The 20,502-nt window shown below is 65.0% G+C and carries 20 protein-coding genes and 1 other RNA gene; 16 read left to right on the top strand and 5 right to left on the bottom strand.

Annotation, left to right across the window (positions count from 1 at the left end; translation table 11 throughout):
• Nucleotides 1-6 precede the first annotated feature (6 nt).
• The gene (locus G391_RS0100585; protein WP_035303439.1) at nt 7-1,206 is read right to left on the bottom strand and encodes a molybdopterin molybdotransferase MoeA; all 1,200 of its coding nucleotides are present in this window, start codon (nt 1,204-1,206) and stop codon (nt 7-9) included.
• Complete coding sequence (gene moaC, locus G391_RS0100580) at nt 1,203-1,679, bottom strand: cyclic pyranopterin monophosphate synthase MoaC (RefSeq protein ID WP_029085788.1); 477 nt, start codon at nt 1,677-1,679, stop codon at nt 1,203-1,205. The genes G391_RS0100585 and moaC overlap by 4 nt, the downstream gene beginning before the upstream one ends.
• A gap of 257 nt (nt 1,680-1,936) precedes the next feature.
• On the opposite strand from moaC, the gene G391_RS0100575 reads away from it, so the two are divergent.
• The 10 genes from G391_RS0100575 to ccoS are packed head-to-tail and all read left to right on the top strand — an operon-like array spanning nt 1,937 to nt 9,605.
• Nucleotides 1,937-2,335: a hypothetical protein gene (locus G391_RS0100575; RefSeq protein ID WP_051257019.1), complete on the top strand. Its 399-nt coding sequence runs from the start codon at nt 1,937-1,939 to the stop codon at nt 2,333-2,335.
• A 12-nt stretch (nt 2,336-2,347) separates the two neighbouring features.
• Nucleotides 2,348-2,815, top strand: coding sequence for an RrF2 family transcriptional regulator (locus G391_RS0100570; RefSeq protein ID WP_029085786.1), 468 nt, complete (start codon nt 2,348-2,350; stop codon nt 2,813-2,815).
• Complete coding sequence (ccoN, locus tag G391_RS0100565) at nt 2,812-4,473, top strand: cytochrome-c oxidase, cbb3-type subunit I (protein WP_029085785.1); 1,662 nt, start codon at nt 2,812-2,814, stop codon at nt 4,471-4,473. Before G391_RS0100570 ends, ccoN begins: the two co-directional genes overlap by 4 nt.
• Nucleotides 4,474-4,475: 2 nt before the next feature.
• Entirely contained in the window at nt 4,476-5,201 is a 726-nt protein-coding gene (gene ccoO, locus G391_RS0100560; RefSeq protein ID WP_029085784.1) for a cytochrome-c oxidase, cbb3-type subunit II, read from the top strand.
• Between the two features lie 3 nt (nt 5,202-5,204).
• Nucleotides 5,205-5,378 carry a cbb3-type cytochrome c oxidase subunit 3 gene (locus tag G391_RS0100555; protein ID WP_029085783.1) on the top strand — a complete coding sequence of 58 codons (174 nt, stop codon included), beginning with the start codon at nt 5,205-5,207 and terminating at the stop codon, nt 5,376-5,378.
• Complete coding sequence (gene ccoP, locus G391_RS0100550) at nt 5,378-6,253, top strand: cytochrome-c oxidase, cbb3-type subunit III (protein ID WP_029085782.1); 876 nt, start codon at nt 5,378-5,380, stop codon at nt 6,251-6,253. The genes G391_RS0100555 and ccoP overlap by 1 nt, the downstream gene beginning before the upstream one ends.
• Nucleotides 6,253-6,438 carry a hypothetical protein gene (locus G391_RS0100545; RefSeq protein WP_035303437.1) on the top strand — a complete coding sequence of 62 codons (186 nt, stop codon included), beginning with the start codon at nt 6,253-6,255 and terminating at the stop codon, nt 6,436-6,438. The genes ccoP and G391_RS0100545 overlap by 1 nt, the downstream gene beginning before the upstream one ends.
• A 10-nt stretch (nt 6,439-6,448) precedes the next feature.
• A complete protein-coding gene (locus G391_RS0100540) occupies nt 6,449-7,237 on the top strand; it encodes a DUF2189 domain-containing protein (protein ID WP_084169079.1) in 789 nt (262 codons plus the stop codon).
• Entirely contained in the window at nt 7,234-9,450 is a 2,217-nt protein-coding gene (locus tag G391_RS13345) for a cation-translocating P-type ATPase (RefSeq protein ID WP_051257018.1), read from the top strand. The genes G391_RS0100540 and G391_RS13345 overlap by 4 nt, the downstream gene beginning before the upstream one ends.
• A complete protein-coding gene (ccoS, locus tag G391_RS15355; RefSeq protein ID WP_084169078.1) occupies nt 9,447-9,605 on the top strand; it encodes a cbb3-type cytochrome oxidase assembly protein CcoS in 159 nt (52 codons plus the stop codon). The genes G391_RS13345 and ccoS overlap by 4 nt, the downstream gene beginning before the upstream one ends.
• Here the strand turns inward: ccoS and trpE are convergent.
• The 3 genes from trpE to nudC form a co-directional block, all read right to left on the bottom strand.
• On the bottom strand, nt 9,602-11,086 hold the full coding sequence (trpE, locus tag G391_RS0100525; RefSeq protein ID WP_035303434.1) for an anthranilate synthase component I: 1,485 nt from the start codon (nt 11,084-11,086) through the stop codon (nt 9,602-9,604). The genes ccoS and trpE overlap by 4 nt on opposite strands.
• The gene (locus tag G391_RS0100520) at nt 11,083-12,996 is read right to left on the bottom strand and encodes a peptidylprolyl isomerase (RefSeq protein ID WP_029085778.1); all 1,914 of its coding nucleotides are present in this window, start codon (nt 12,994-12,996) and stop codon (nt 11,083-11,085) included. The genes trpE and G391_RS0100520 overlap by 4 nt, the downstream gene beginning before the upstream one ends.
• Before the next feature lie 88 nt (nt 12,997-13,084).
• Entirely contained in the window at nt 13,085-14,005 is a 921-nt protein-coding gene (nudC, locus tag G391_RS0100515) for an NAD(+) diphosphatase (protein WP_029085777.1), read from the bottom strand.
• 119 nt (nt 14,006-14,124) lie between these two features.
• Between nudC and G391_RS13340 the strand changes: the two genes are divergently transcribed.
• The 6 genes from G391_RS13340 (at nt 14,125) to G391_RS0100490 (ending at nt 20,486) form a co-directional block, all read left to right on the top strand.
• Nucleotides 14,125-16,614 carry a hybrid sensor histidine kinase/response regulator gene (locus tag G391_RS13340; RefSeq protein WP_245572007.1) on the top strand — a complete coding sequence of 830 codons (2,490 nt, stop codon included), beginning with the start codon at nt 14,125-14,127 and terminating at the stop codon, nt 16,612-16,614.
• 37 nt (nt 16,615-16,651) lie between these two features.
• Nucleotides 16,652-16,750, top strand: an RNA gene (ffs, locus tag G391_RS15350) — signal recognition particle sRNA small type.
• Nucleotides 16,751-17,816: 1,066 nt separating this feature from the next.
• Nucleotides 17,817-18,674 carry a hypothetical protein gene (locus tag G391_RS0100505; protein WP_029085776.1) on the top strand — a complete coding sequence of 286 codons (858 nt, stop codon included), beginning with the start codon at nt 17,817-17,819 and terminating at the stop codon, nt 18,672-18,674.
• Between the two features lie 73 nt (nt 18,675-18,747).
• Complete coding sequence (locus G391_RS0100500) at nt 18,748-19,374, top strand: hypothetical protein (RefSeq protein WP_029085775.1); 627 nt, start codon at nt 18,748-18,750, stop codon at nt 19,372-19,374.
• Nucleotides 19,375-19,376: 2 nt separating this feature from the next.
• Complete coding sequence (locus G391_RS0100495; protein WP_029085774.1) at nt 19,377-19,682, top strand: winged helix-turn-helix domain-containing protein; 306 nt, start codon at nt 19,377-19,379, stop codon at nt 19,680-19,682.
• A gap of 18 nt (nt 19,683-19,700) precedes the next feature.
• A complete protein-coding gene (locus G391_RS0100490; protein WP_029085773.1) occupies nt 19,701-20,486 on the top strand; it encodes a tyrosine-protein phosphatase in 786 nt (261 codons plus the stop codon).
• Nucleotides 20,487-20,502 lie beyond the last annotated feature (16 nt).

Genomic DNA, 20,502 nt, shown 5'->3' with positions numbered 1-20,502 from the left:
CTCACGTCAGACACCAGCAGCCAGAACCTGCACGCGCTCTCCTGCGCCCATGACCGGGGCGTGCGGTGGACGCCGGATCAGGGCATTGGCGGCGGCCATGACGGTCACCAGAGAAGAGTCCTGGTCCGAAAAGGGGCGAACTCGCCGTTGCCCGTCCTCGGTGACGATCACCTCTGCGCGTACATAGTGATCCCGGGGGCCGTTGGCGGCCATCGGGCCTGCCAGGGCGATCAACTCCATCGGGACCTCGGCCACACCCGACTGAAGTGCTGCGATCACAGGGCCCAGAAACAGTTCGGCGCAGACCCGTCCCGACGCCGGATTCCCCGGCAGCCCCAGGACCGGGCGACCATCGGGAAAGCGGGCGAACCAGACCGGCTTGCCGGGCTTCAACGCGACCTTGTTGACCAGGATATCGGCGTCCAGTCGCAGAGCGGCAGGCTTGACCAGATCATGGTCGCCAACGGAGGCCCCGCCGATCGTGATCAGCAGGTCATAGTCGTCGGTCGCCATCTCGGCCACGATGGCGTCCAGGCGATCCCCCATGGCGGGTCGAAGCCCGGCGATACCGCCATGCCGGCGGACGAACGCCGCGATCGAAGGGGTGCCTGAGTTGAAGATCTGGTCATGGCCGACTGGTTGCCCAGGTTCGACCAGTTCACTTCCCGTTGCGAGGATCTTGATCCGAGGGCGGCGGCCACAGATCAGGCGGTCGTGGCCGCTCGCGGCTGCCAGGGCGATGTGCCAGGGATTGACGCGTTGTCCCGGGGCGAGGAGGATCTGGCCTGTGACGAAATCACCGCCACGAGGGCGAATATGCCGGGCGGTTCCCAGGGCACCGGTGATGGTGACGTGGTCGTCCTTCGGGTCAGTGTCCTCCTGAAGCACGACACGTTCGGCACCCAGCGGGAGAGGTGCTCCGGTGAAGATTCTCACTGCCTGACCTGGCTGGACCGGGTCACGCAGGCCGTGACCGGCGGCACTTTCACCGGTGATGAGCAGCTCTCGCCCTGTGACAGCATCCGCCTCTCGTATGGCCCAGCCGTCCATGGCCGAGGCTGAGAACGGGGGTTGATCTCGCTCGGCGGTAATCTTCTCTGTCAGCCAACGCCCATCCGCCTCCGAGAGAGGCACGGCCTCGGAGCCCAGGGGCAGGATGGCCGACACCATGATGGATCGCGCCTGTTCTACAGTGAGGAGGCTCATACTCGTTGCCAATCTCCAGAGCGCCCGCCTGACTTGCTGAGCAGACGGACGTCCTCAATCGTCATGGCGCGGTCCACGGCCTTAAGCATGTCGTAGAGGGTGAGTAGGGCCGTGGTCACGGCTGTCAGCGCCTCCATTTCCACGCCGGTCGGGCCGGTGGTTCGGACTGTGGCGGTGGCCTCAAGGCCGGTTCCATCCGTGCTGGGTGTAATCGCGACCATGACGCTGCTGAGCAGCAAAGGATGGCACATCGGGATCAGGTTGGACGTGGCCTTGGCTCCCATGACGCCGGCGATTTCTGCAACCGCGCGCACGTCGCCCTTGGTACCGCCGCCAGACAGGGCCAACTCCAGCGTTGCAGGCACCATGACCAGACGACCCGCCGCGCGCGCTTCTCGGACCGTGTCGGACTTGTCGGACACATCAACCATGCGGGCGCGGCCCTCTGCGTCCAGGTGCGTGAGACGTCCCATCAGTGTTCCTTCATCTGTCGCATCCAACGGATCATGGCACCGTCAGTCATGCGTGAAGCCTCGTAGCGGCGGCAGTCAACCTTATGATCGGGTATCCACCGGCTGTCTGCACGCGACAGGGCCGAGACGCCGCGTGCGGCCCCCAGGAAATTTCCCCGCATCCACTTCCCAGTCGACCAATCGAGTTTTAAAAGAAGTATATGATATACCACTTAAATGGTCGGACAAGGCCGCTTGTCGTTTCGGCGTCCGGTTTGATGGCAGCACTTTGGCTTGGGGTGCTGATTGGGGTTTCGTTTCTGGCGACGCCGGTGAAGTTTCAGGCGCAGAGCCTGGATTTGCCGACGGCACTGGATGTTGGGCGCGTGACCTTTGCGCTGGCGACCAAGGTTGAGTGGGGCTTGTGGGGGCTGCTTGTCGGGGCTTCGGCGTGGGGACGTGTCCGCATCGGCTGGCTCTTGGTCGGCCTGCTCGGCGCGATCCTGGCTGCCCAGAGCTTCTGGCTGCTTCCGATCCTGGATGAGCGGGTCGCCCAGATCATCGCCGGCGAGGTTGTCGCCTCGACGCCGCACCATCTGATCTACGTCGTGCTCGAGGGGCTCAAGGCGGTGCTCCTGATTCTGGTCGTCGCCGTCGGTCTGCGACGCCTCACCTGAAGGATTGTTCTCATGCGTATGACTTTCCACACCGACTATGCGCTGAGAATGCTCATCTATCTGGCGCTGAGTTCGGATGGCCGTGCCACCGTCGGCCAGATCGCCAAGGCCTATGACCTGTCGCGGCACCATCTGCTCAAGGTCGCACAGACACTCCGGGCGCAGGGATTGATCGAGACGATCCGGGGCCGAACCGGCGGCATACGGCTGGCCAGCTCGCCCGCACAGATCAACGTCGGCACCGTCGTGCGCGCGGTCGAGGAAGAGATGGTCGTCGTCGAATGCATGGGATCAGGCCGATGCCAAATTTCTCCCGCCTGTCGGCTAAAAGGTGTCTTTGCAGAAGCCCTTAGTTCCTTTATGGACATTCTCGATCGCTACAGTCTGGCTGATGTCGTCGGGAACAGGGGCGACCTGATTCCGCTGCTCGGCCTGGACGGGGGCAATAAGGTGCAAACTCGAAAGGTGGCGGTGGAATGATCGCTCAGTTGTCGGTGGCCGAGCGCCAGCTGGCGCTTGTGGTGTTGGGGCTATTGGCCCTGGCGGGTCTGGCCATGACGGTCGCGGGGGCTGTGAATGGCGACCTCATCGCCGTCCACGGCCTGATCGTGCTCGTCTTTGCGGCCGTGCTCATGTTTGTGGTGGGCCAGGGCTACTATGCGCCCGAGCCATCCCCGGCGCGTCTGGCCCAGTACTACGACGACCCGACCAAGGTTGGGATTGTTCTGGCCATGATCTGGGCGGTCATCGGCATGTTCGTGGGTGTCTGGGTCGCCGCCCTCCTGGCCTGGCCTGAGCTGACCTTTGTGGATCAGGCCTGGGCCAGCTTTGGACGAATCCGGCCTGTCCACACCTCCGGCGTCATCTTCGGATTTGGCGGCAATGCCCTGATCGCCACCTCGTACCATGTGGTTCAGCGCACCTCACGGGCGCGGTTGCCAGGTCAGTTCAGCCCCTGGTTCGTGCTTCTGGGCTTCAACCTGTTCTGTATCCTGGCGGCGTCCGGCTATCTGATGGGGATCACCCAGAACAAGGAATATGCCGAACCGGAATGGTACGCCGACATCTGGCTGACGATCGTTTGGGTCGCCTATTTTGTCCTGTTCCTGCGCACGCTCCAGCGCCGCAAGGAGCCGCATATCTATGTGGCCAACTGGTACTATATCGCCTTCATCGTCGTGGTGGCGGTGCTGCACATCGTCAACAATCTGGCGCTGCCGGCGTCGATGGGTGAGTACAAGAGCTACTCCCTGTTTTCCGGGGTCCAGGACGCCATGGTTCAGTGGTGGTACGGCCATAACGCCGTGGCCTTCTTCCTGACGGCCGGCTTCCTGGGGATGATGTACTACTATCTGCCCAAGCGGGCAGAGCGGCCGATCTTCTCCTACCGGCTGTCGATCATCAGCTTCTGGGGCATCACCTTCCTCTATATGTGGGCAGGCTCTCACCATCTGCACTACACGGCCTTGCCGCAGTGGGTTCAGACGCTGGGCATGACCTTCTCGGTCGTGCTTCTGGTGCCGTCCTGGGCCTCAGCCGGGAACGCCCTGGCCACCCTGAACGGGGCCTGGACCAAGGTGCGTGACGATGCGACCCTGCGCTTCATGATGGTGGCGGCGGTCTTCTATGGCCTGTCGACCTTCGAAGGATCGTTCATGGCGATCCGCGCGGTGAACTCGCTGTCGCACTACACCGACTGGACCGTGGGGCACGTTCACGCAGGTGCCCTGGGCTGGGTGGCCATGATCACCTTCGGATCGTTCTACGCCCTCGTGCCGTGGATGTGGAAACAGTCGCGGATGTACTCGCCCAAGCTGGTCGAGGTGCACTTCTGGTTGGCCCTGATCGGGACCGTCATCTACGTCTTCGCCATGTGGAACTCAGGCATCCTTCAGGGCCTGATGTGGCGCACCTACGGCGAGAGCGGGGGCTTGGCCTATTCGTTCATGCAGAGCGTCGAGGCCATGCACCCCTACTATATCGCCCGCATGATCGGGGGCCTGTGCTTCCTGCTGGGTGCCATCGTCGGCTTCTACAACATCATCATGACCATTCGCATGAGCCGCCAGGGGACCCAGCCGGATGCCCGTGATGTGCCCACCGCGCGCGCCGACCAGGTTCTGGTGGCGGGAGAATAGACATGGCCGAATTCCATCGAAAACTAGAACGCAACGCCATCGGCTTCGTCCTGGCCGTGATCGTTGTCTCGGGCATCGGCGGCTTCGTCGAGATCGCCCCTCTGTTCACCATCGACGAGACGGTCGAGCACGACCCGGATATGCGGGTCTATACGCCGCTCGAGCTGGCAGGCCGGGACATCTACATCCGTGAGGGCTGCTCAGCCTGTCACTCCCAGATGATCCGAACGCTGCGCGACGAGGTCGAACGCTACGGCCCCTATTCGCTGGCGGTCGAGTCTCAATACGATCACCCCATGCTTTGGGGTTCGAAGCGGACGGGGCCCGATCTGGCGCGTATCGGCGGTCGTTATTCGGACGACTGGCACGTCCGTCACCTAGTCAATCCGCGAGACGTGGTCCCGGCCTCGGTCATGCCGCGCTACGGCTGGCTGGACGAGAACCGCCTGCGGACCAGCGATCTGGGTCGCCGGTTAGCGGCCCAGCGCGGCGTCGGTGTTCCGTACACAGACGCCATGATTGCCAATGCCGAGGCCGATGCCATCGCCCAGGCCAATCCCGACAACGCCGGCACCAGCGGCGTCTACGAACGCTATGGCCGCGAGACGCACGTTCGACCCTTTGACGGCGATGCCGAAGTCCTGACCGAGATGGACGCGGTGGTGGCCTATCTCCAGATCCTGGGCGGCCTGACGGACGCTGCCCATGACCAGCAACCGGAGGGCTGAGGCATGGACTGGACCCATGACACCCTTGTCGCTGTCTCCAAGAGCTGGGGGCTGTTCTATCTGATCGGTCTGTCGATTGCCGTTCTGATCTACGCCCTGTGGCCTTCGAACCGCGCCCGTTTTGACGACGCCAAGACCAGCATCCTCACCGAGGACGACACCCCGGAGCAACCGTGATGGACGAGCCCGAACACGACGTCCCGTCCGGCCAGAAGACGACCGGCCACGAGTGGAACGGTATCAAGGAGTTGGACACGCCGATCCCCAAGGTGGTTCTGGCCTTCCTGGCCATCGGCACGATCTTTTCGGTCATTTACTGGGTCCTGGCTCCGGCCTGGCCGCTCGGTGTCAGCTACACCCGCGGGCTTCTGGGTCTGAATGATCGCCAGGAGGTGACTCAGCAGGTTGCGGCCGCCCAGGCGGATCGCGCGATCTGGACCCGGCGATTGACCACGGAGCCACTGGCCACCCTGCGGGCCGACCCCGCTGCCATGGCCTATGTCGATGAGGTCGCGCCGACCCTGTTCGCTGACAATTGTGCGGCCTGCCACGGTGCCGACCTTCGCGGCGGCCCGGGCTTCCCTAACCTGACCGCGCCCGCGCGGCTGTGGGGCGGTGATCTGGATACGGTGGCTGAAACCATCCGCGTCGGCATCAATGCCGATGATCCCGAGACACGCCGCTCCCAGATGTCGGCGTTCGGCACCTTCGGGACATTGGATCGTGACCAGATTCAGGCTGTTTCGGCCTATATTCGCTCGCGCTCGGGCCAGTCGCTTACCGCTGCCGAACGCGAGCGCATCCCCAGTGGTGCCGAGGTCTTCGCGACCACTTGTGCGTCGTGCCATGGTGTCGACGGGCGCGGTGACGTCACCGTCGGTGCGCCTGATCTGACCGACAGTGTCTGGATCTACGGCGGCGATGCCGCGACGGTCTATGAGACGATCCACAGCGGTCGCCAGGGCCACATGCCCGCCTGGGAGGGTCGCCTTAGCCCAGCGGATATCCGGATGCTGGCCCTCTATGTCGACGCCCATACGGAAGGTCGCTGATGGCAAGGTCCAGACCCAATTGGCGGCTGATCTCCCTGGTGATCGCGGGTGTCGTCGTTGCGGTCATCGTCGTCGCCAATGCGCACCTGGTCTGGGTTGCGCTCGAATCCCAGCCGGACTGCGTGCCGCACGCTCGCGGGGCCGGTGAGGGACAGGACTATCGCGCCGCACGTTCGGCCTGCTGAGGAAGAGAGAATGGCCAATCCCAATGTCAGCACCATGGAGCCCGGCCCGACCTTGGCGGATCGGCGCCGGCGGCGTTTGCCGATGTCGGCGGCGTTCGGCTGGCTTGCCGCCGGCTGGCGCGACCTGTGGCGCGTTCCGTTCCCCAGCCTGGTCTACGGGTTCCTGGTTTTCGTGATCTCAGCCGGTGTTATCGGCGGTCTGTTCTGGCTGCGGATGGACTACATCCTGTTTCCCGCCCTGGCCGGCTTCATGGTGGTCGGGCCGCTCCTAGCCGTCGGCCTCTACCAGAAGAGCCGTGATCTCGAGGCGGGCCGCCCGGTCAGTCTGCGCCGGATGTTGTTCGTCAAGGCGGCGTCGGGAGGTCAGATCTGGTTTGCCGGTGCGCTACTGTGTCTGCTCATGCTGCTGTGGATGCGGGCGGCGACGATCATCTATGCGCTGTTCTTCGGCCTGCGACCGTTCCCTGGGCTGGAAGACGTAACCGCCATGCTGACGGGGACGCCCATCGGATTGGCGATGCTGGTGGTCGGCGGCGTGATCGGGGGCCTGTTCGCGGCCTTTTCGTTTGCCATCAGCTGTTTCGGCATTCCGCGCCTGCTCGACGAAGACGTTGATGCCTTCACCGCCATGGGATCGAGCATCAGCATGGTCAGCCACAACCTGCCGGTCATGCTGACATGGGGCTTTATCGTTCTGTTCCTCTTCCTGGTTGCGGCGGCGACGGGGCTGGTCGGGCTGATCATCATCTTCCCGCTGCTGGGCCATGCGACCTGGCACAGTTACAAGGCCATCAGATGAGCCATCCTGACGAGATCCGGCTAGCAAGCCGTGATCTCGGCGGCGGGCGGTTCCAGACCGACCTGTCCGTTCCCGGTGCCCGGTGCGCGGCCTGTATCGGCAAGATCGAGAAGGGGTTGGGCCAACTGCCCGGCGTCGAGGCTGCGCGGATGAATCTGACCGCGCGGCGTGTCAGCGTGACCTGGCGCGGTGACGAGGTCCCCGACATGGTTGCGGCCCTGGAGGGGGTCGGCTTCCAGTCGCACCTGACCGGTGCTCAGCAAGACGACAAGGATCCTGAGCTGTCGCGGCTGGTTCGCGCCCTGTGCGTCGCCGGCTTCGGGGCCATGAACATCATGATGTTGTCGGTGTCGGTCTGGTCTGGTGCCGATCCGCAGACCCGGCAGGCCTTCCATTGGATCTCGGCGGCCATCGCCTTGCCGTGCCTGATCTATTCGGGCCGCATCTTCTTCCAGTCCGCCTGGTCCGCCCTACGTCATGGTCAGACCAATATGGATGTGCCGATCTCGATTGGCGTGATCCTGGCCTTCGGGCTGAGCCTGTTCGATACGATCGGTGGGGGCGAGCACGCCTATTTCGATGCGTCGATCTCATTGCTGTTTTTCCTGCTGATCGGGCGAACGCTGGATCACATGATGCGCGACCGGGCACGGACCGCCGTGGCCGGACTGGCCCGCCTTGCCCCCCGCGGGGCGACGGTGCTGCAGGAGGATGGCCGTCGCGAGCACCTGCCTGTCGATCAGATCGAGCCAGGGATGAAGGTGCTGTTGGCGGCGGGTGATCGCGTGCCGGTCGACGGGGTGGTCCTTGAGGGTCTGTCCGAGCTCGACTGTGCCTTGGCGACCGGCGAAAGCGAGCCTCGGCGGGTCGAAGCGGGCTCGCCGGTCCAGGCCGGCGTGCTCAACCTCACAGGCCCCCTGATCCTGGCCGCCACGGCGCGGGCCCGCGATTCCTTCCTGAGCGAGATGGTTGCATTGATGCAGGCGGCTGAAGGCGGTCGGGCGACCTATCGACGGATCGCAGATCGGGCCTCCGCCCTCTATGCCCCTGTTGTTCACACCGCCGCCTTTGCGACCTTCCTCGGCTGGATGCTGGCGAGCGGGGACTGGCATCGGGCGATTACCGTAGCCATCGCCGTGCTGATCATCACCTGTCCGTGTGCGCTGGGCCTGGCGGTGCCGATGGTTCAGGTGATGGCCGCCAGTCGACTGTTCCGCGCGGGCGTCATGGTCAAGGACGGGGGCGGGCTGGAGCGGCTGGCGGCCATTGATACGGTGGTGTTCGACAAGACAGGGACTCTGACCCTCGGCCGACCCAGGGTGGTCAATGCCACCGAGATCAGTGCCGAGCATCTGGCCCTGGCATCCAGCCTGGCGCGTGGTTCCAATCACCCGGTTGCGCGGGCCATTGCCGATGAAGGCCAGGGTCCAGGGCACGCCGGGCTTCAGGTCGTGGAACACCCAGGGCTCGGGCTCGAAGCCCGTCACGGCGGTCACCTCTATCGGCTCGGCCGGGCCACCTGGGCGCTAGACGGGCGCGGTGCCTCCGCTTCGGTCGGGACGGTTCTGGCGCGGGACGGGCACCTGCTGGCCGAGTTTACCCTGGAGGACACCTTGCGGCCTCAAGCCCGCGAAGCCGTTGCCGAGCTGAAGGCTCTGGGTGTGCGCCTGCTTATCCTGTCGGGGGACACGCCGGATGCTGTTGCCGGCGTGGCCGAACGTCTCGGTATCGCCGACCACGGCGCCGGGCTCTACCCGGCCGACAAGGTGGCCCGGCTGTCGGCGCTGGCGGCGGAGGGGCGCAAGGTTCTGATGGTCGGCGACGGATTGAATGATGCCCCGGCGCTCGTCGCGGCCCATGTCTCTATGGCACCCGGCGAGGCCGCCGACATTGGACGCAACGCTGCGGATTTCGTCTTCCTGCACAAGGGGCTGGAGGCCGTGCCGACCAGCCTGCGAACCGCCCGTCGCGCGGGTCAGTTGGTGAAGCAGAACTTCGCCCTCGCCATTGGCTATAATCTGATCGCCCTGCCGGTCGCTGTGGCCGGTCTGGTGACACCTCTGATCGCCGCCCTGGCCATGTCGCTGTCCTCGATCATCGTGGTGGCCAATGCCATGCGGCTGCGAGGCGCGCCGACCGTCCGTCAGACCGCCGGCAAGTCGATCCAGCGCCGCGCAGACATGCCGGCGTCGCCTGTCGAGGCAACGGCATGACCAGCCTGATTTTCCTGATCCCGCTGGCCCTGTTGTTCGGCGTTGGGGCCGTGGTTGTCTTCATGTGGTCGCTGAAAAGCGGGCAGTACGACGACATGGACGGGGCGGCCCACCGCATTTTCCTGGATGACGAGGATCGGCCCGGAGACGACTAGCCGAAACGCCAGGCTTCTTCGGCGGCGCGTTTCAGGGCGGCGGATTTGTGCAGTGTCTCGGCATACTCCATGGCCGGATCGCTGTCGGCGACCAGCCCGGCTCCGGCCTGGACGTACATCATGCCGTCCTTGAACAGGGCGGTCCTAAGGACGATGCAGAAATCGACCTCACCGCCGGCCCCGATATAGCCGGCCGCCCCGGCATAGCCGACCCCCCGCTTGGTCGTTTCCAGCTCGTCAATGATCTGCATGGCCCGGACCTTGGGAGCACCCGACAGGGTGCCGGCGGGCAGCGCCGCCGTCAGGGCCTCGACCGGATCGAGGTCCGCGCGCGCCTTGCCCACGACATTGGAGACGATGTGCATGACGTGGCTGTAGCGTTCGACAAAGAAGCTGCGCGTCACCTCGACCGTCCCCGGCTGGGCCACGCGGCCCACGTCGTTGCGGCCGAGGTCGACCAGCATCAGATGCTCGGCCCGCTCCTTGGGATCGGCCAGAAGTTCGGCCTCGAGCCGGGCGTCTTCGGCTGGCGTCGCGCCGCGGGGTCGAGTGCCGGCCAGGGGCCGCAGGGTCACCTCGCCGTCGCGCAGGCGCACCAGGATCTCAGGGCTCGACCCCGAAAGCTGAAAATCACCGAAGTCCAGGTGAAACAGGAAGGGCGACGGGTTGGTCCGCCGCAGCGACCGATAGAAGGCGAACGGCTCAAACCCGACCGGGCCCGAGAAGCGATGCCCGGCCACGACCTGAAAGACATCACCAGCCCCGATGTAGTCGCGGGCACGTTCAACGATGTGGGTATAGGCGGCTTCGTCGATGTCTGACGACAGAACCGGCGGGGCAACGGGCGAGGCGGGTGCCACCATCGGCGCCAGCGGCTGGTGTAGGTCGGCGGCAAAGGCATTGAGGCGTTGTTCGGCTTCAGCCAGGGCGACCTCTGCGGAAGCCTCGCCGGGCCAAACCGGGGTGCACAGAATGATCTCCTGGGCCACGCCGTCAAAGACCGCCACCACGGACGGACGGGCCAGGACGGCATCCGGCAAGCCGAGCGGATCGGCCTTGGCCGGCCCCACCGGCTCGACCAGGCGAACCATGTCATAGCCGAAGACGCCGAACAGCCCCGCGGCCATCGGCGGCAAGTCCTCCGGCACCTCGATGCGAGAGGCCGTCACAAGCGCGCGCAGCGAATCGAGCGCCGGCAAGGCTTCCGGGACGAACTGGTCGGTTGCCACGGCCTCCCGGCCGCGCGCGATCTCGGCCTGATCCCCCCGGCATCGCCAGACCAGATCCGGCTGGACTGTCAGGATCGAATAGCGTCCGCGCCAGGCCCCGCCCTCCACCGACTCGAACAGGAAGGCGTAAGGGTGACCCCGTCCCAGCCTGAGATAGGCCGAGACGGGTGTTTCCAGGTCGTCGATCAGACGTCGGGAGACAATCTGAGCCTCGCCGCGTCCATATCGCTCGGCGAAGCCGCTTGGGATCATTCGCCGGCCGGCGTCTCTTCCGCCGGTACACCCAGAGCCGCGCGCGCGCGATCCGGGAAGACCTCGGTGCGGACGGCCGTGCGAGCGGCGGCCTGCATGGCCGGGACGTACTCGGCCTGGAAGGCCTGCCCGGTCATCTGCGGACGGATGCCCTCAGCCTGACGTCCGGCCAGAACAGCCGCGGGGGCCGTGGCGCGATCAACGACACCAACGACGAAACGGCCTTCGCGGTCAGCCGGGCCCGAGAAGACCTGTCCCGGTGCCTGTCCGAACAAGCCACCGACCAGGTCAGCCGGCAGGCTGGCAGTTTCGCCCTCGCCATCGCCGCGGCCCACGCCGGTGCGCGTGGTCAAGGTCAGACCTTCTGCGCGGGCGACGGCAGCGATGTCCTCGCCGCCGCGAACGCGCTCAGCCAGCGCATTGCCGCGCTCCTGAAGACGGCGACCAATCTCCCGACCGCGCCAGAACTGGACCAGTTGAGGACGCAGCTCGTTGATCGTCGGCATCCGCGATTCACGGACCTCGTCGACGTGGATAGCGAAATACTCATCCTGACCGGCATCGACGACATCGCTGTCGGACCCTTCGGCGGTGTCGAAGGCAGTCTGGTACAGGACCTCAGGGGCTCCCATCGGTTGACCGTTCGGCAGCATACCCTCTTCGGTGAACGGCGGCAGGGTGGCGACGACGCCCCCGACCTGCGTGGCGGCTTCGCGCAGACCCGTGCCGCCTTCGCGCAGGGCGACGAACTGCTCGACCATTTCGGTGACGCGCACGCGGGCTTGCTCCAGACGAAGGGCGTTCTCGATCTCCTGGCGGTGTTCGGCCAGGGTCGCTTCGCGGCCGGCTGCGATGGCGGTGACCTTGATCACGACCAGACCCAGTTCGCCCTGGACCGGATCGGAAACGGCACCCTGGGCCAGACCAAAGGCCGCCTGGGCGACACGGGCATCAGGAACCGCCGAGCGAGGCTGACCGGCATAGTTCACCGGCTCAATGTTCAGCGAGCGAGCGACCGCAGCTGGGTCTTCTCCGGCGCGCAGACGCCGGGCAATGGTCTGGGCCGCCTCGGCGTTCGGAGCCGTCAGCGTGACAAAGCTGCGCGTTTCCGGTGTTCCGAGCGATTCACGCTGGAAGTTGAAACGATCCTGAATGGCCTGATCGCTGATCTGGATATTGGCCGCCGCCAGCGCCGGCGTGAAACGCACCATGGTCACAGTGCGGAACTCGGGCTCGCGAACCTGCTCGGCCAGCTCGTTCAGAAGGGTCGTCAGCTGTGCATCCGTCGGGTTGGGCACATCGCGAATGTCGGAGGGCGACAGCAGGATCCAGCGACCATTGCGCGTCTCACCGGCATAGGCGGCGGCAATCGCGCCATAGACGCGCGGCATGCGCAGACCGGCTGCAGCTCCAGCGACATAGTGTTCGGCGGCGATCTGGTGGCGCAGGGTGTCCTCAAAGATCGCCGGCGTCATGCCCGTCTCGCTGAGCGCGCGACCCATGGCCTCTTCGCTGAACTGGCCGGTTACCGGATCGAAGAAGGCTTGCTGCTGACGCAGCTGGGCGGCGACCAGGTCACGCGCCGGACGAATCCCGACCTTCCAGGCCCAGGCGAACAGGCTCTCTTCGCCGGCCAGGCTTTCAAGGATCTGGATATGCTGCCCCGCCTCGACCAACTCGGCCATCGTGAACCGCTGGCCCGTCATCTGGGCGTTGCGCTCGTTCAGATTGTCGATGATCTGACGATACTGCTGTTGGCTGACTTCGCGGTCGCCAGCCTTGATGACGTAGGACGAGAAGTCGAACCGCATCGGGTCGAACATCCCGACCACGGCCAGGCCGATGATCAGCAATCCGACGATGATGCCGGCGAACCAGGTTTTAGACAGGCGGCGGAAGGAGGTGATCATCGGCGAGGTTCGACCTTGCTTTGGGAACAGGAAGCCGCAGGGGCCATGTCAGCCGTATAAGGAGCCCCCCTCAAGCCCGCAAGCGAACTCAGGCGACCCAGGCGCGGATCAATTGATGGGCGATGGCAAAGGGGGGCGGGGCGAGAATATCGGGATGACGGCCCTCAAGCACGGCGCGTGCCTGTTGCCGGGTCAACCAGGCGACCGATTCCAGTTCGGTCTGGTTGGGTTGGGCCTGGTCGGAATCGACCTCGCAGAACAGGCCGATCATCAGCTGGTGCGGAAACGGCCAGGGCTGGCTGGAATGGTAGGTCGCCGAAACGACAACCAGACCGGCTTCCTCCAGAACCTCACGTGCACAGCCCTCTTCGATCGACTCGCCGGGCTCGATGAACCCCGCCAGCGCCGACATGCGTTTCGCCGGCCAGGCGGCTTGCCGACCGAGCAGGCAGACCGGCTCAGACCCGCCTGAATAGACCGGAAGCATGATCGCCACCGGGTCGACTCTCGGAAAGTGCTGGGTTTCACAGGTTTCGCACTGTCGTTTCCAACCGCCGTTGGTGGCGCGGGTGTGTCCGCCGCAGGCGGCGCAGAAGCCATGCCGCGTGTGCCAATCGAACAGGCTTTGGGCGGTGCCGGCCATGGCCGCCTCCGATCCGGCCAGGGTGGCCGCTGCCGTCCGCAGATCGATGAACCGGCCCAAGCCCTGAAGGGGGCCGACGGCTGGATCAGCTTCTCCGCCGAACTGGGCGGCAAAAACCGGAGCCTGGTTCCACAGGCCGAGGAATACCTGGTCGTCCGCGGTTGCCTCTCGCGCCAGATTTGGACTGAGCCAGGCGATCTGCTCTCCGTCTTCACCGGGCTCAACCAGCACCGAGCCCTTCCAGATCGCCAGGCAGGACCCGTCATTGCGATCCAGTTGCGCGGCCAGCCACGCGTCGTCCTCTCGCCGGTCACCGGCCCGATCGAGGGGGTTGCCGGCAAAAACATTCATCGGATCAAGGGGCATGGAAGGGTCCGGGGTGCCCGAGAGACACACGCTAAGTCTTGTTCAATCTTTCTGCCTCATACCTCCCGCCTAGAGGGTTGGGTAGGCGTATGATTTCAAGAGTGCTGGTCCTTGCGGCCATGGCTGTGACAGTCGTGGCCGGTTTGTCGTCTGTAGCCATCGCGGCACCGGTTCGCACACCTTTGCAGTTGGCCGAGAGTGTCGAGCGGCGCGCTTCACAGACCGATTTCGATGCATTGGAGGCCTTTGGGCGCGAGGCTCAGGCCCGCTCGGATCGCGAGGGTCTGAACCGCCTGTACCACGTGGCCTGGATCTTTTTGAACCAGGGCGAGTTTGCTCAGGCTCGGATCTGGAATCGCAGACTGGCCAGCGCCGCCGAGGCGCTAGGCGACGCGCGATACGTCGAGATTGCCCAGCTCAATGAGCTGATCATCCAGTACGACACGGGAGATGCCGCGGCGGCGGCTCATATCGAGCGTATTCGGCGTCGGGCGGATGACTGGTTCGTCCTGTCTCATGCCACCCGCCTGGTGGCCATGAACATGATGGACGAGGATCGCATCGGAGAGGCCCTGAACCTGCTGACCGAGGTGCAGGCCCAGGTTCCTGACAGCGAACCGTATGCCGACACGGCCTTGGCGGGTCTTTGGGAGGTCGCCGGCATGGGCCTGATGAAGCTCAATGACTTCACGGGCGCGGCCGCGGCGTTCGGGCGGTTTGAGCTCGACTATTCGCGTGACGACTATCCCCGTCCTGATTTTGACAGCCTGTACAACCTGACCCGATTGGCGGTTCAGGTCGGCGACTATGAGCTGGCGCGCGATCTCTATGTGTCCCACCACCGACTGACGTATCGGTCCGGCCTGGAGAGTCTTGAAGTCTACGACGCCAACCTGTGCGCGATGGTCGCCGAAGGCCTGCGCGACTGGAACCGCGTTTTGCGGTGTCTGGAGCCCTACGGTGTTGACCTTGGGCCTGCGGCCTTCCTGGCACCGCACCTGCTGCCCAGACGGGCGATTGCCTATGCCCGCCTGGGTCGTCTGCGTGAGGCGCGCCGTGACCTGGCCGAGATCCATCGTGCCGAGGCCGCGGGGGAATATCGTGAGGAAGGCTTCACGGTCATTCCGCTGGTTGAGGCGGAGCTATTGTTCGCCGAAGGTCGTTCGGACGAAGCCTACCGTCGTTTGTCAGACTACCACTATGCGTCATCAACCCAGGCGGCCCAACGGTTCTCGACGGGGATCAGTCAGGTCACCGGCGACATGCAGGCGCAGCTTTCGGAGCGCCGCCGTCAGCTCGAAACCGCCAATGCCAACGCGAAATTGCATCAGGACAAGATCGGTCAGCAAAGGTGGCTGGTCGGCTTTGGTGTCATATTCCTGATTTCGGTTCTGGCGGCCCTGGTCTGGCAGTTGCGGACGGGCCGAACGCTGAAGGACGCGCGCCGCCGCGCCGAGGCGGCGAACCATGCCAAGTCCGAGTTCCTGGCCAACATGAGCCACGAGATCCGCACACCGCTCAACGGCGTTGTGGCCATGGCCGATACCCTCAGTCGTTCAGACCTGCCGGAGCGAGAGCGCGAGATGGTTGAGGTCGTTCGGGCCTCTGGCATTACCCTGGAGCGTCTGCTGTCGGACATCCTGGACAGCGCCAAGATCGAGGCCGGCCAGGTCGCCATTGAGCGGGCCCCATTCCATCTGGCAAACGCTGTGCGCGAAGTCGCCGGTCTGTACCGCGCCTCAGCGAACCAGAAGGAAGTGGCTCTGGTGGTCGACATCGCGCCGGTGCTGGAGCACCGGGTGGTCGGCGACGGTGTGCGCGTCCGTCAGGTGCTGTCCAATCTGATTTCCAATGCTCTGAAGTTTACCGGCGACGGCTCTGTCACCATCACGGCTCATGCCGTGGGTGATCGGGTCCGGTTTGAGATTCGTGATACGGGTGTCGGTTTCGATGAGGAACAGAAGGCCCGCATCTTTGCCCGTTTCCAGCAGGCCGATGGGTCAATCACCCGGCGGTTTGGCGGGACGGGTCTGGGTCTGGCGATCTCACGCGATCTGGTCGCCCTGATGGATGGAACCTTCGATTGTGCCGGCGTGCCGAATGAAGGCGCGACCTTCTGGTTCGAACTGGCCTTGCCGGTCTGCCACGAGCCGGAAGCCGACAACGACCTTCATACCCAGGCGACGGCCATCACCGATCGACCGATCCGCATTTTGCTGGCGGATGACCATCCGGCCAACCGCAAGGTCATCGAGATCATGCTCGCCGGTGTCGAGGCAGAACTGACGGGCGTTGAGAACGGCCAGCTCGCCTACGAGGCCTTCCAGGCGGGCGGCTATGACCTGGTTCTTATGGACATGCAGATGCCGGTTATGGATGGCCTGGCGGCGGTGCGCGCCATCCGGGCCCATGAGGTCGAAAACGCTCGGCCGCGCACGCCAGTGCTGATGCTGACCGCCAACGCTCTGGCCGAACATGTCGCGGCCGGCCGCGCGGCCGGGGCCGATGGTCACTTGGCCAAGCCGATTACCCTGGCGACGCTGTTGACGGCGGTGTCATCGGTCATGGATGGCAACGGCCCGATCACCGTCGAGGAGGCGGCAGCCTGAGACGCTTGCCTTTCACGCGCTTAGCCACGATATAGCGCGCGGAGCTGGCGTGGGCGAAGGCCTCGCCAATCTGGTCAGGGCCGGAAGGCAGCAGCCACAACGAGTTCCCCTTCGGGTCGCGCCAGTCTCCACCTCTTTCCTCACATTGTAAGTTTGAGATGCTTGGCGGCGGTCGGGTGCGCGACGGCGAGTGACGGTGGTTGGTGAGTAGCCCCCGATTTTGTCAGCCCGTCCGCAGCGAAGCGGAGAGCCGCGATGAGCGCGCGATTGCGCGGGATGTTCCGGCGAGCGGCCATTTTTCCCGGATCGCCTTCGGTGCCCGGGATGACAATCCTTGGGGTGGCCTCGCCGGTGGTGGACCCCGGCCTTAGCCGGCGGAGCCGGCCAGCACCTTTTGCACCGCCGGGAATCAGGGATGCACACTCTCTATCCGCCCCTCAATCCGAGCGCGAGATCGTCCAGAGGGATGGCCACAAGACGCTTGGGGTTTGCCTGTCCGTAAAAGCGTGGACGTCCCTGATTTCCAGTCGTCCACCACAATCCGCAAGGCGGTGGCCCCGCCCGAGACGCCGTGGTCACGCACCCGGCGGCGTCGCCCCTTTCGTCATCCTCCGACAAGCCGCCTCGGCGGCGCAGATCGGGGGATCCAGGATGTTCGCGGAGTCCACACGCAGGCGTGGCCCCCTGTCTGGATCCCCCGGTCGCGCTGCGCGCGCCGGAGGATGACGAAAAAGAGCCGTACACAGTGGAGCAATCCTGTGTCCCCTCGGCCGTGTAATCTCGCCCTTCTCGATACCAATCAGCGGCCCCCGAACGACACCAAACTCCCGCTCACAGCACCCCGGCTATGATGGTCCCTTGGTCGCCCTGAACCTTCCGCGCGGCCTTGGGGTCTTTGACAGTGCTGAGTTGGCAGGCCGCGCTGCAGCGGTCCGCAGAGCCGTCCGGTGCGGGGCCGGAACGCCCGTATCCGCGACCGTGGATTTCGGACGTTTTCGTCCACCGTGGAAACTCGCCCGGTTTTCCCCGCCAAGGCGCCACCACCGGGCGGGGGCGGCGGGCGGGTGATTCCGGCTTTCCCGGGCGAGCCTTTGGGATCGGCGCGGACAGATGCGGGGATAAACCTCCCGCACGCGGCCCGGCGTGTTGCCCCCTCCTGCGAACGGCGTTAGCCGGGGGTGAGGGTCGGGGAGGGCAGGCAGATGGCGGCGCGCGGGGGTAGGTCGACGGGAACTGAGGCGAAGTCCGTCACGGACGCGCCGGCCGAACCGGTGCCGCACCGCACCCTCCTGCATCGGCTGATCAACAATCTGCGAACTCAAAACTGGACGGCCATCGGGCTGGAGTTTCTGGTGGTGGTGTTCGGGGTGTTCCTGGGCCTTCAGGCGACCAACTGGAATGCCGGCCTCAGCGACCGACGCGATGAGGCGGAGGCGCTGCGCGAGATCGCCGCCGATATCCGCCAGGACCGCCAGGAAATCGTCGGGGCCCGCAACGTCGCCCTTCGCCGCCTGGCCGCCATGCGCGAAGTGCTGATCCTGGCGCGCGGTCAGGCCCCGACCGAAGTGAATCTCCGGTCCGGCACAGGAGAGGCCGCCGGCGGCTATGTGCGCACGCCGGTTCCCCAGACGCCGGCGCTGACCGCTAGTGAACGGGGCGCCATGTGGTCGATCATCAGTGCGGCCTATTATCCGTCGCCGACGTCGCCGAGTTTTGACAGTTTGATCTCGAGCGGGCGGATTCACATCCTTCGGGACGACGCCCTGGTTCGGGATATTCAGACCTACCGCCTGGCCAGCGGATATCTCATCGCCACGCAGAACGAGACCTTGCGACCGATCAGCGTCACAGTGCGTGAGCGCGGCGAGGCGCACGGCCTGTCGTCTTTCGGTCTGGTCGACGAACAGGTGCTGGCACGCGAGGTCGCGGACAGTCCCGAACTGGCAGCCATAATCGAATCCCAGATGGGCTGGGCCATGGTCCAGCTTGAGCGGATGGAGGATGTGGACGAACGCGGCGCGGCCCTGTTGGCGCGGATCGAGGCGAACCAAGCCCCCTAGCCCTGATACGGAAAAAGCACTTTACACTATAAAGTATGAACGCTATGTCGAGGTCTAACGACGAGGAACCCCGATGACCGACGACCAGATCCAGACGCTCAAGGACGACATCGCCTATATGAAGACCCTGGCTGACGAGGGTGCGACCGGGCCGCTGATCGGCGGCTCGACCCTGGTGGCGGCGGGGCTGATCTTCGGGATCGCCTCGCTCGGCGAATGGGCCAATGCGACGGGCTTGATCGTGCTGGACGGCATTCAGCACCTCTATCTGTGGGGCGGGGCCGGCCTGGTCTTCGCCGTCACCCTGACGGTGTTGATCCACCGCCAGAAGGGGCGTCCGGGCGTGATGTCGCCGGCCAATCGTGCATTTGGCACGGCCTGGATGGGCGTGGGCCTGGCGATCTTCTCCATGGCGGTCGCCCTGTCGCTGCTGGGTTACAAGACCCAGTCGAACCTGCCCGGACTGGTGTTTCCGTCGTTGATCTTCGCCCTGTACGGAGCCGGATGGGCGGTGTCGGCGGCCATGTCCGGCCAGAAGTGGCTGTGGTGGCCGGCCTATGGCAGCTGGCTCCTGGCACCGGTTCTGGCCTGGTTTGTCAACGACCCGAGCCTGTATCTGGTCTACGCTATCGGCCTGGTCTTCCTCGCCCTCGTCCCCGGCCTGATGCTGATGCGGCGCGAACCCTCGACGACGGTGTGAGCATGGCGGACGATTTCAACATCGACGCCATCGACGAGGTGATCCATGGCCGGGTCCGGCTCGGCATCATGGCCTTTCTCTCGGGCGCCGATTCGGCGGATTTTTCGACCCTGAAGAGCCGCCTGCAACTGACGGACGGAAACCTCTCCGTTCACCTGCGCAAGCTGGAGGACGCCGGCTACGTCGAGGTGACCAAGCAGTTCGTCGACCGCAAGCCGCTGACCCAGGCCAAGATCACCAAGGCCGGAAGGGCTGCGTTCGGCAGGTATCTTCAGGCGATGAGCGCCCTGGTGGACGGCCAGGGCTGAGGCCCCTATTCAGGACGGGTGAGCACGCGCATCCATCCTTTTGAGGGCGTAGAGAACGTCCGAGACTATGGCGGCTATGACACCGCCGCCTCGCGCCGGCTGCGATGCGGCCGGCTCTTCCGGTCGGGACATTGGGCCAATGCGACGGATGAGGACCTGCAGAAGTTTCTCGACCTGGGCGTTGCCACGGTGGTGGACCTGCGCCGCGCGACCGAGCGGGATCGCCAGCCGTCTCGCCGCCCCGTGAGCTGCCGGGCTGAGGTGTTGAGCGCGCCGTCCCGGCCTGACGACCTGACCGAGGCCCCCCATATTCAGTTCCTCAAGGCCCGCGATCTGACGCCGGAAGCCAGTCGTGAGTTCATGTCTTCGGCCTATCGGCGCATTCCGTATGAGGCCCCGCACCTGGACCTGTTCAGCCGGTATTTCCGCGCCTTGGCGGAGGGGGACGGTCCCGTCCTGATCCATTGTGCGGCGGGTAAGGACCGCACCGGAATTCTTGCTGCCCTGACCCATCGGATGCTGGGCGTGCACGCCGACGACATGGTTGAAGACTATGTGCTGACCAATACGGCGGTGAACCTGCAAGACCGTGCGCCGGAGATTGCTGAGCGGATGATGCGCTGGAGCGGGCGAACGGCCTCGCCGGAAGCTGTGATTGCCTTCGTGGGCGTGGAGCCGGCCTATCTGGATGAGGCCTTCGCCGAGATCGACCGCCAGTCTGGATCGCTCGAAGCCTATTTCGAAACGGCGTTGGGCCTGGATAAACTGACCCGTGAACGGATCGCCGAAAGGCTACTGGCCTGAACTGGATCGACCCGGT

The organism is Brevundimonas aveniformis DSM 17977, assembly GCF_000428765.1.
Lineage (GTDB): Bacteria > Pseudomonadota > Alphaproteobacteria > Caulobacterales > Caulobacteraceae > Brevundimonas > Brevundimonas aveniformis.
Note: the sequence above shows the minus strand (reverse complement) of the source record. Positions and strands in the feature narration are given on the sequence as shown.

Excerpts from the sequence above, each read along its gene's own strand:
- G391_RS0100585 (WP_035303439.1), bottom strand. The coding sequence starts at position 1,206 with ATGAGCCTCCTCACTGTAGAACAGGCGCGATCCATCATGGTGTCGGCC.
- moaC (WP_029085788.1), bottom strand. The coding sequence starts at position 1,679 with ATGGGACGTCTCACGCACCTGGACGCAGAGGGCCGCGCCCGCATGGTT.
- G391_RS0100575 (WP_051257019.1), top strand. The coding sequence starts at position 1,937 with ATGGCAGCACTTTGGCTTGGGGTGCTGATTGGGGTTTCGTTTCTGGCG.
- G391_RS0100570 (WP_029085786.1), top strand. The coding sequence starts at position 2,348 with ATGCGTATGACTTTCCACACCGACTATGCGCTGAGAATGCTCATCTAT.
- ccoN (WP_029085785.1), top strand. The coding sequence starts at position 2,812 with ATGATCGCTCAGTTGTCGGTGGCCGAGCGCCAGCTGGCGCTTGTGGTG.
- ccoO (WP_029085784.1), top strand. The coding sequence starts at position 4,476 with ATGGCCGAATTCCATCGAAAACTAGAACGCAACGCCATCGGCTTCGTC.
- G391_RS0100555 (WP_029085783.1), top strand. The coding sequence starts at position 5,205 with ATGGACTGGACCCATGACACCCTTGTCGCTGTCTCCAAGAGCTGGGGG.
- ccoP (WP_029085782.1), top strand. The coding sequence starts at position 5,378 with ATGGACGAGCCCGAACACGACGTCCCGTCCGGCCAGAAGACGACCGGC.
- G391_RS0100545 (WP_035303437.1), top strand. The coding sequence starts at position 6,253 with ATGGCAAGGTCCAGACCCAATTGGCGGCTGATCTCCCTGGTGATCGCG.
- G391_RS0100540 (WP_084169079.1), top strand. The coding sequence starts at position 6,449 with ATGGCCAATCCCAATGTCAGCACCATGGAGCCCGGCCCGACCTTGGCG.
- G391_RS13345 (WP_051257018.1), top strand. The coding sequence starts at position 7,234 with ATGAGCCATCCTGACGAGATCCGGCTAGCAAGCCGTGATCTCGGCGGC.
- ccoS (WP_084169078.1), top strand. The coding sequence starts at position 9,447 with ATGACCAGCCTGATTTTCCTGATCCCGCTGGCCCTGTTGTTCGGCGTT.
- trpE (WP_035303434.1), bottom strand. The coding sequence starts at position 11,086 with ATGATCCCAAGCGGCTTCGCCGAGCGATATGGACGCGGCGAGGCTCAG.
- G391_RS0100520 (WP_029085778.1), bottom strand. The coding sequence starts at position 12,996 with ATGATCACCTCCTTCCGCCGCCTGTCTAAAACCTGGTTCGCCGGCATC.
- nudC (WP_029085777.1), bottom strand. The coding sequence starts at position 14,005 with ATGCCCCTTGATCCGATGAATGTTTTTGCCGGCAACCCCCTCGATCGG.
- G391_RS13340 (WP_245572007.1), top strand. The coding sequence starts at position 14,125 with ATGGCTGTGACAGTCGTGGCCGGTTTGTCGTCTGTAGCCATCGCGGCA.
- G391_RS0100505 (WP_029085776.1), top strand. The coding sequence starts at position 17,817 with ATGGCGGCGCGCGGGGGTAGGTCGACGGGAACTGAGGCGAAGTCCGTC.
- G391_RS0100500 (WP_029085775.1), top strand. The coding sequence starts at position 18,748 with ATGACCGACGACCAGATCCAGACGCTCAAGGACGACATCGCCTATATG.
- G391_RS0100495 (WP_029085774.1), top strand. The coding sequence starts at position 19,377 with ATGGCGGACGATTTCAACATCGACGCCATCGACGAGGTGATCCATGGC.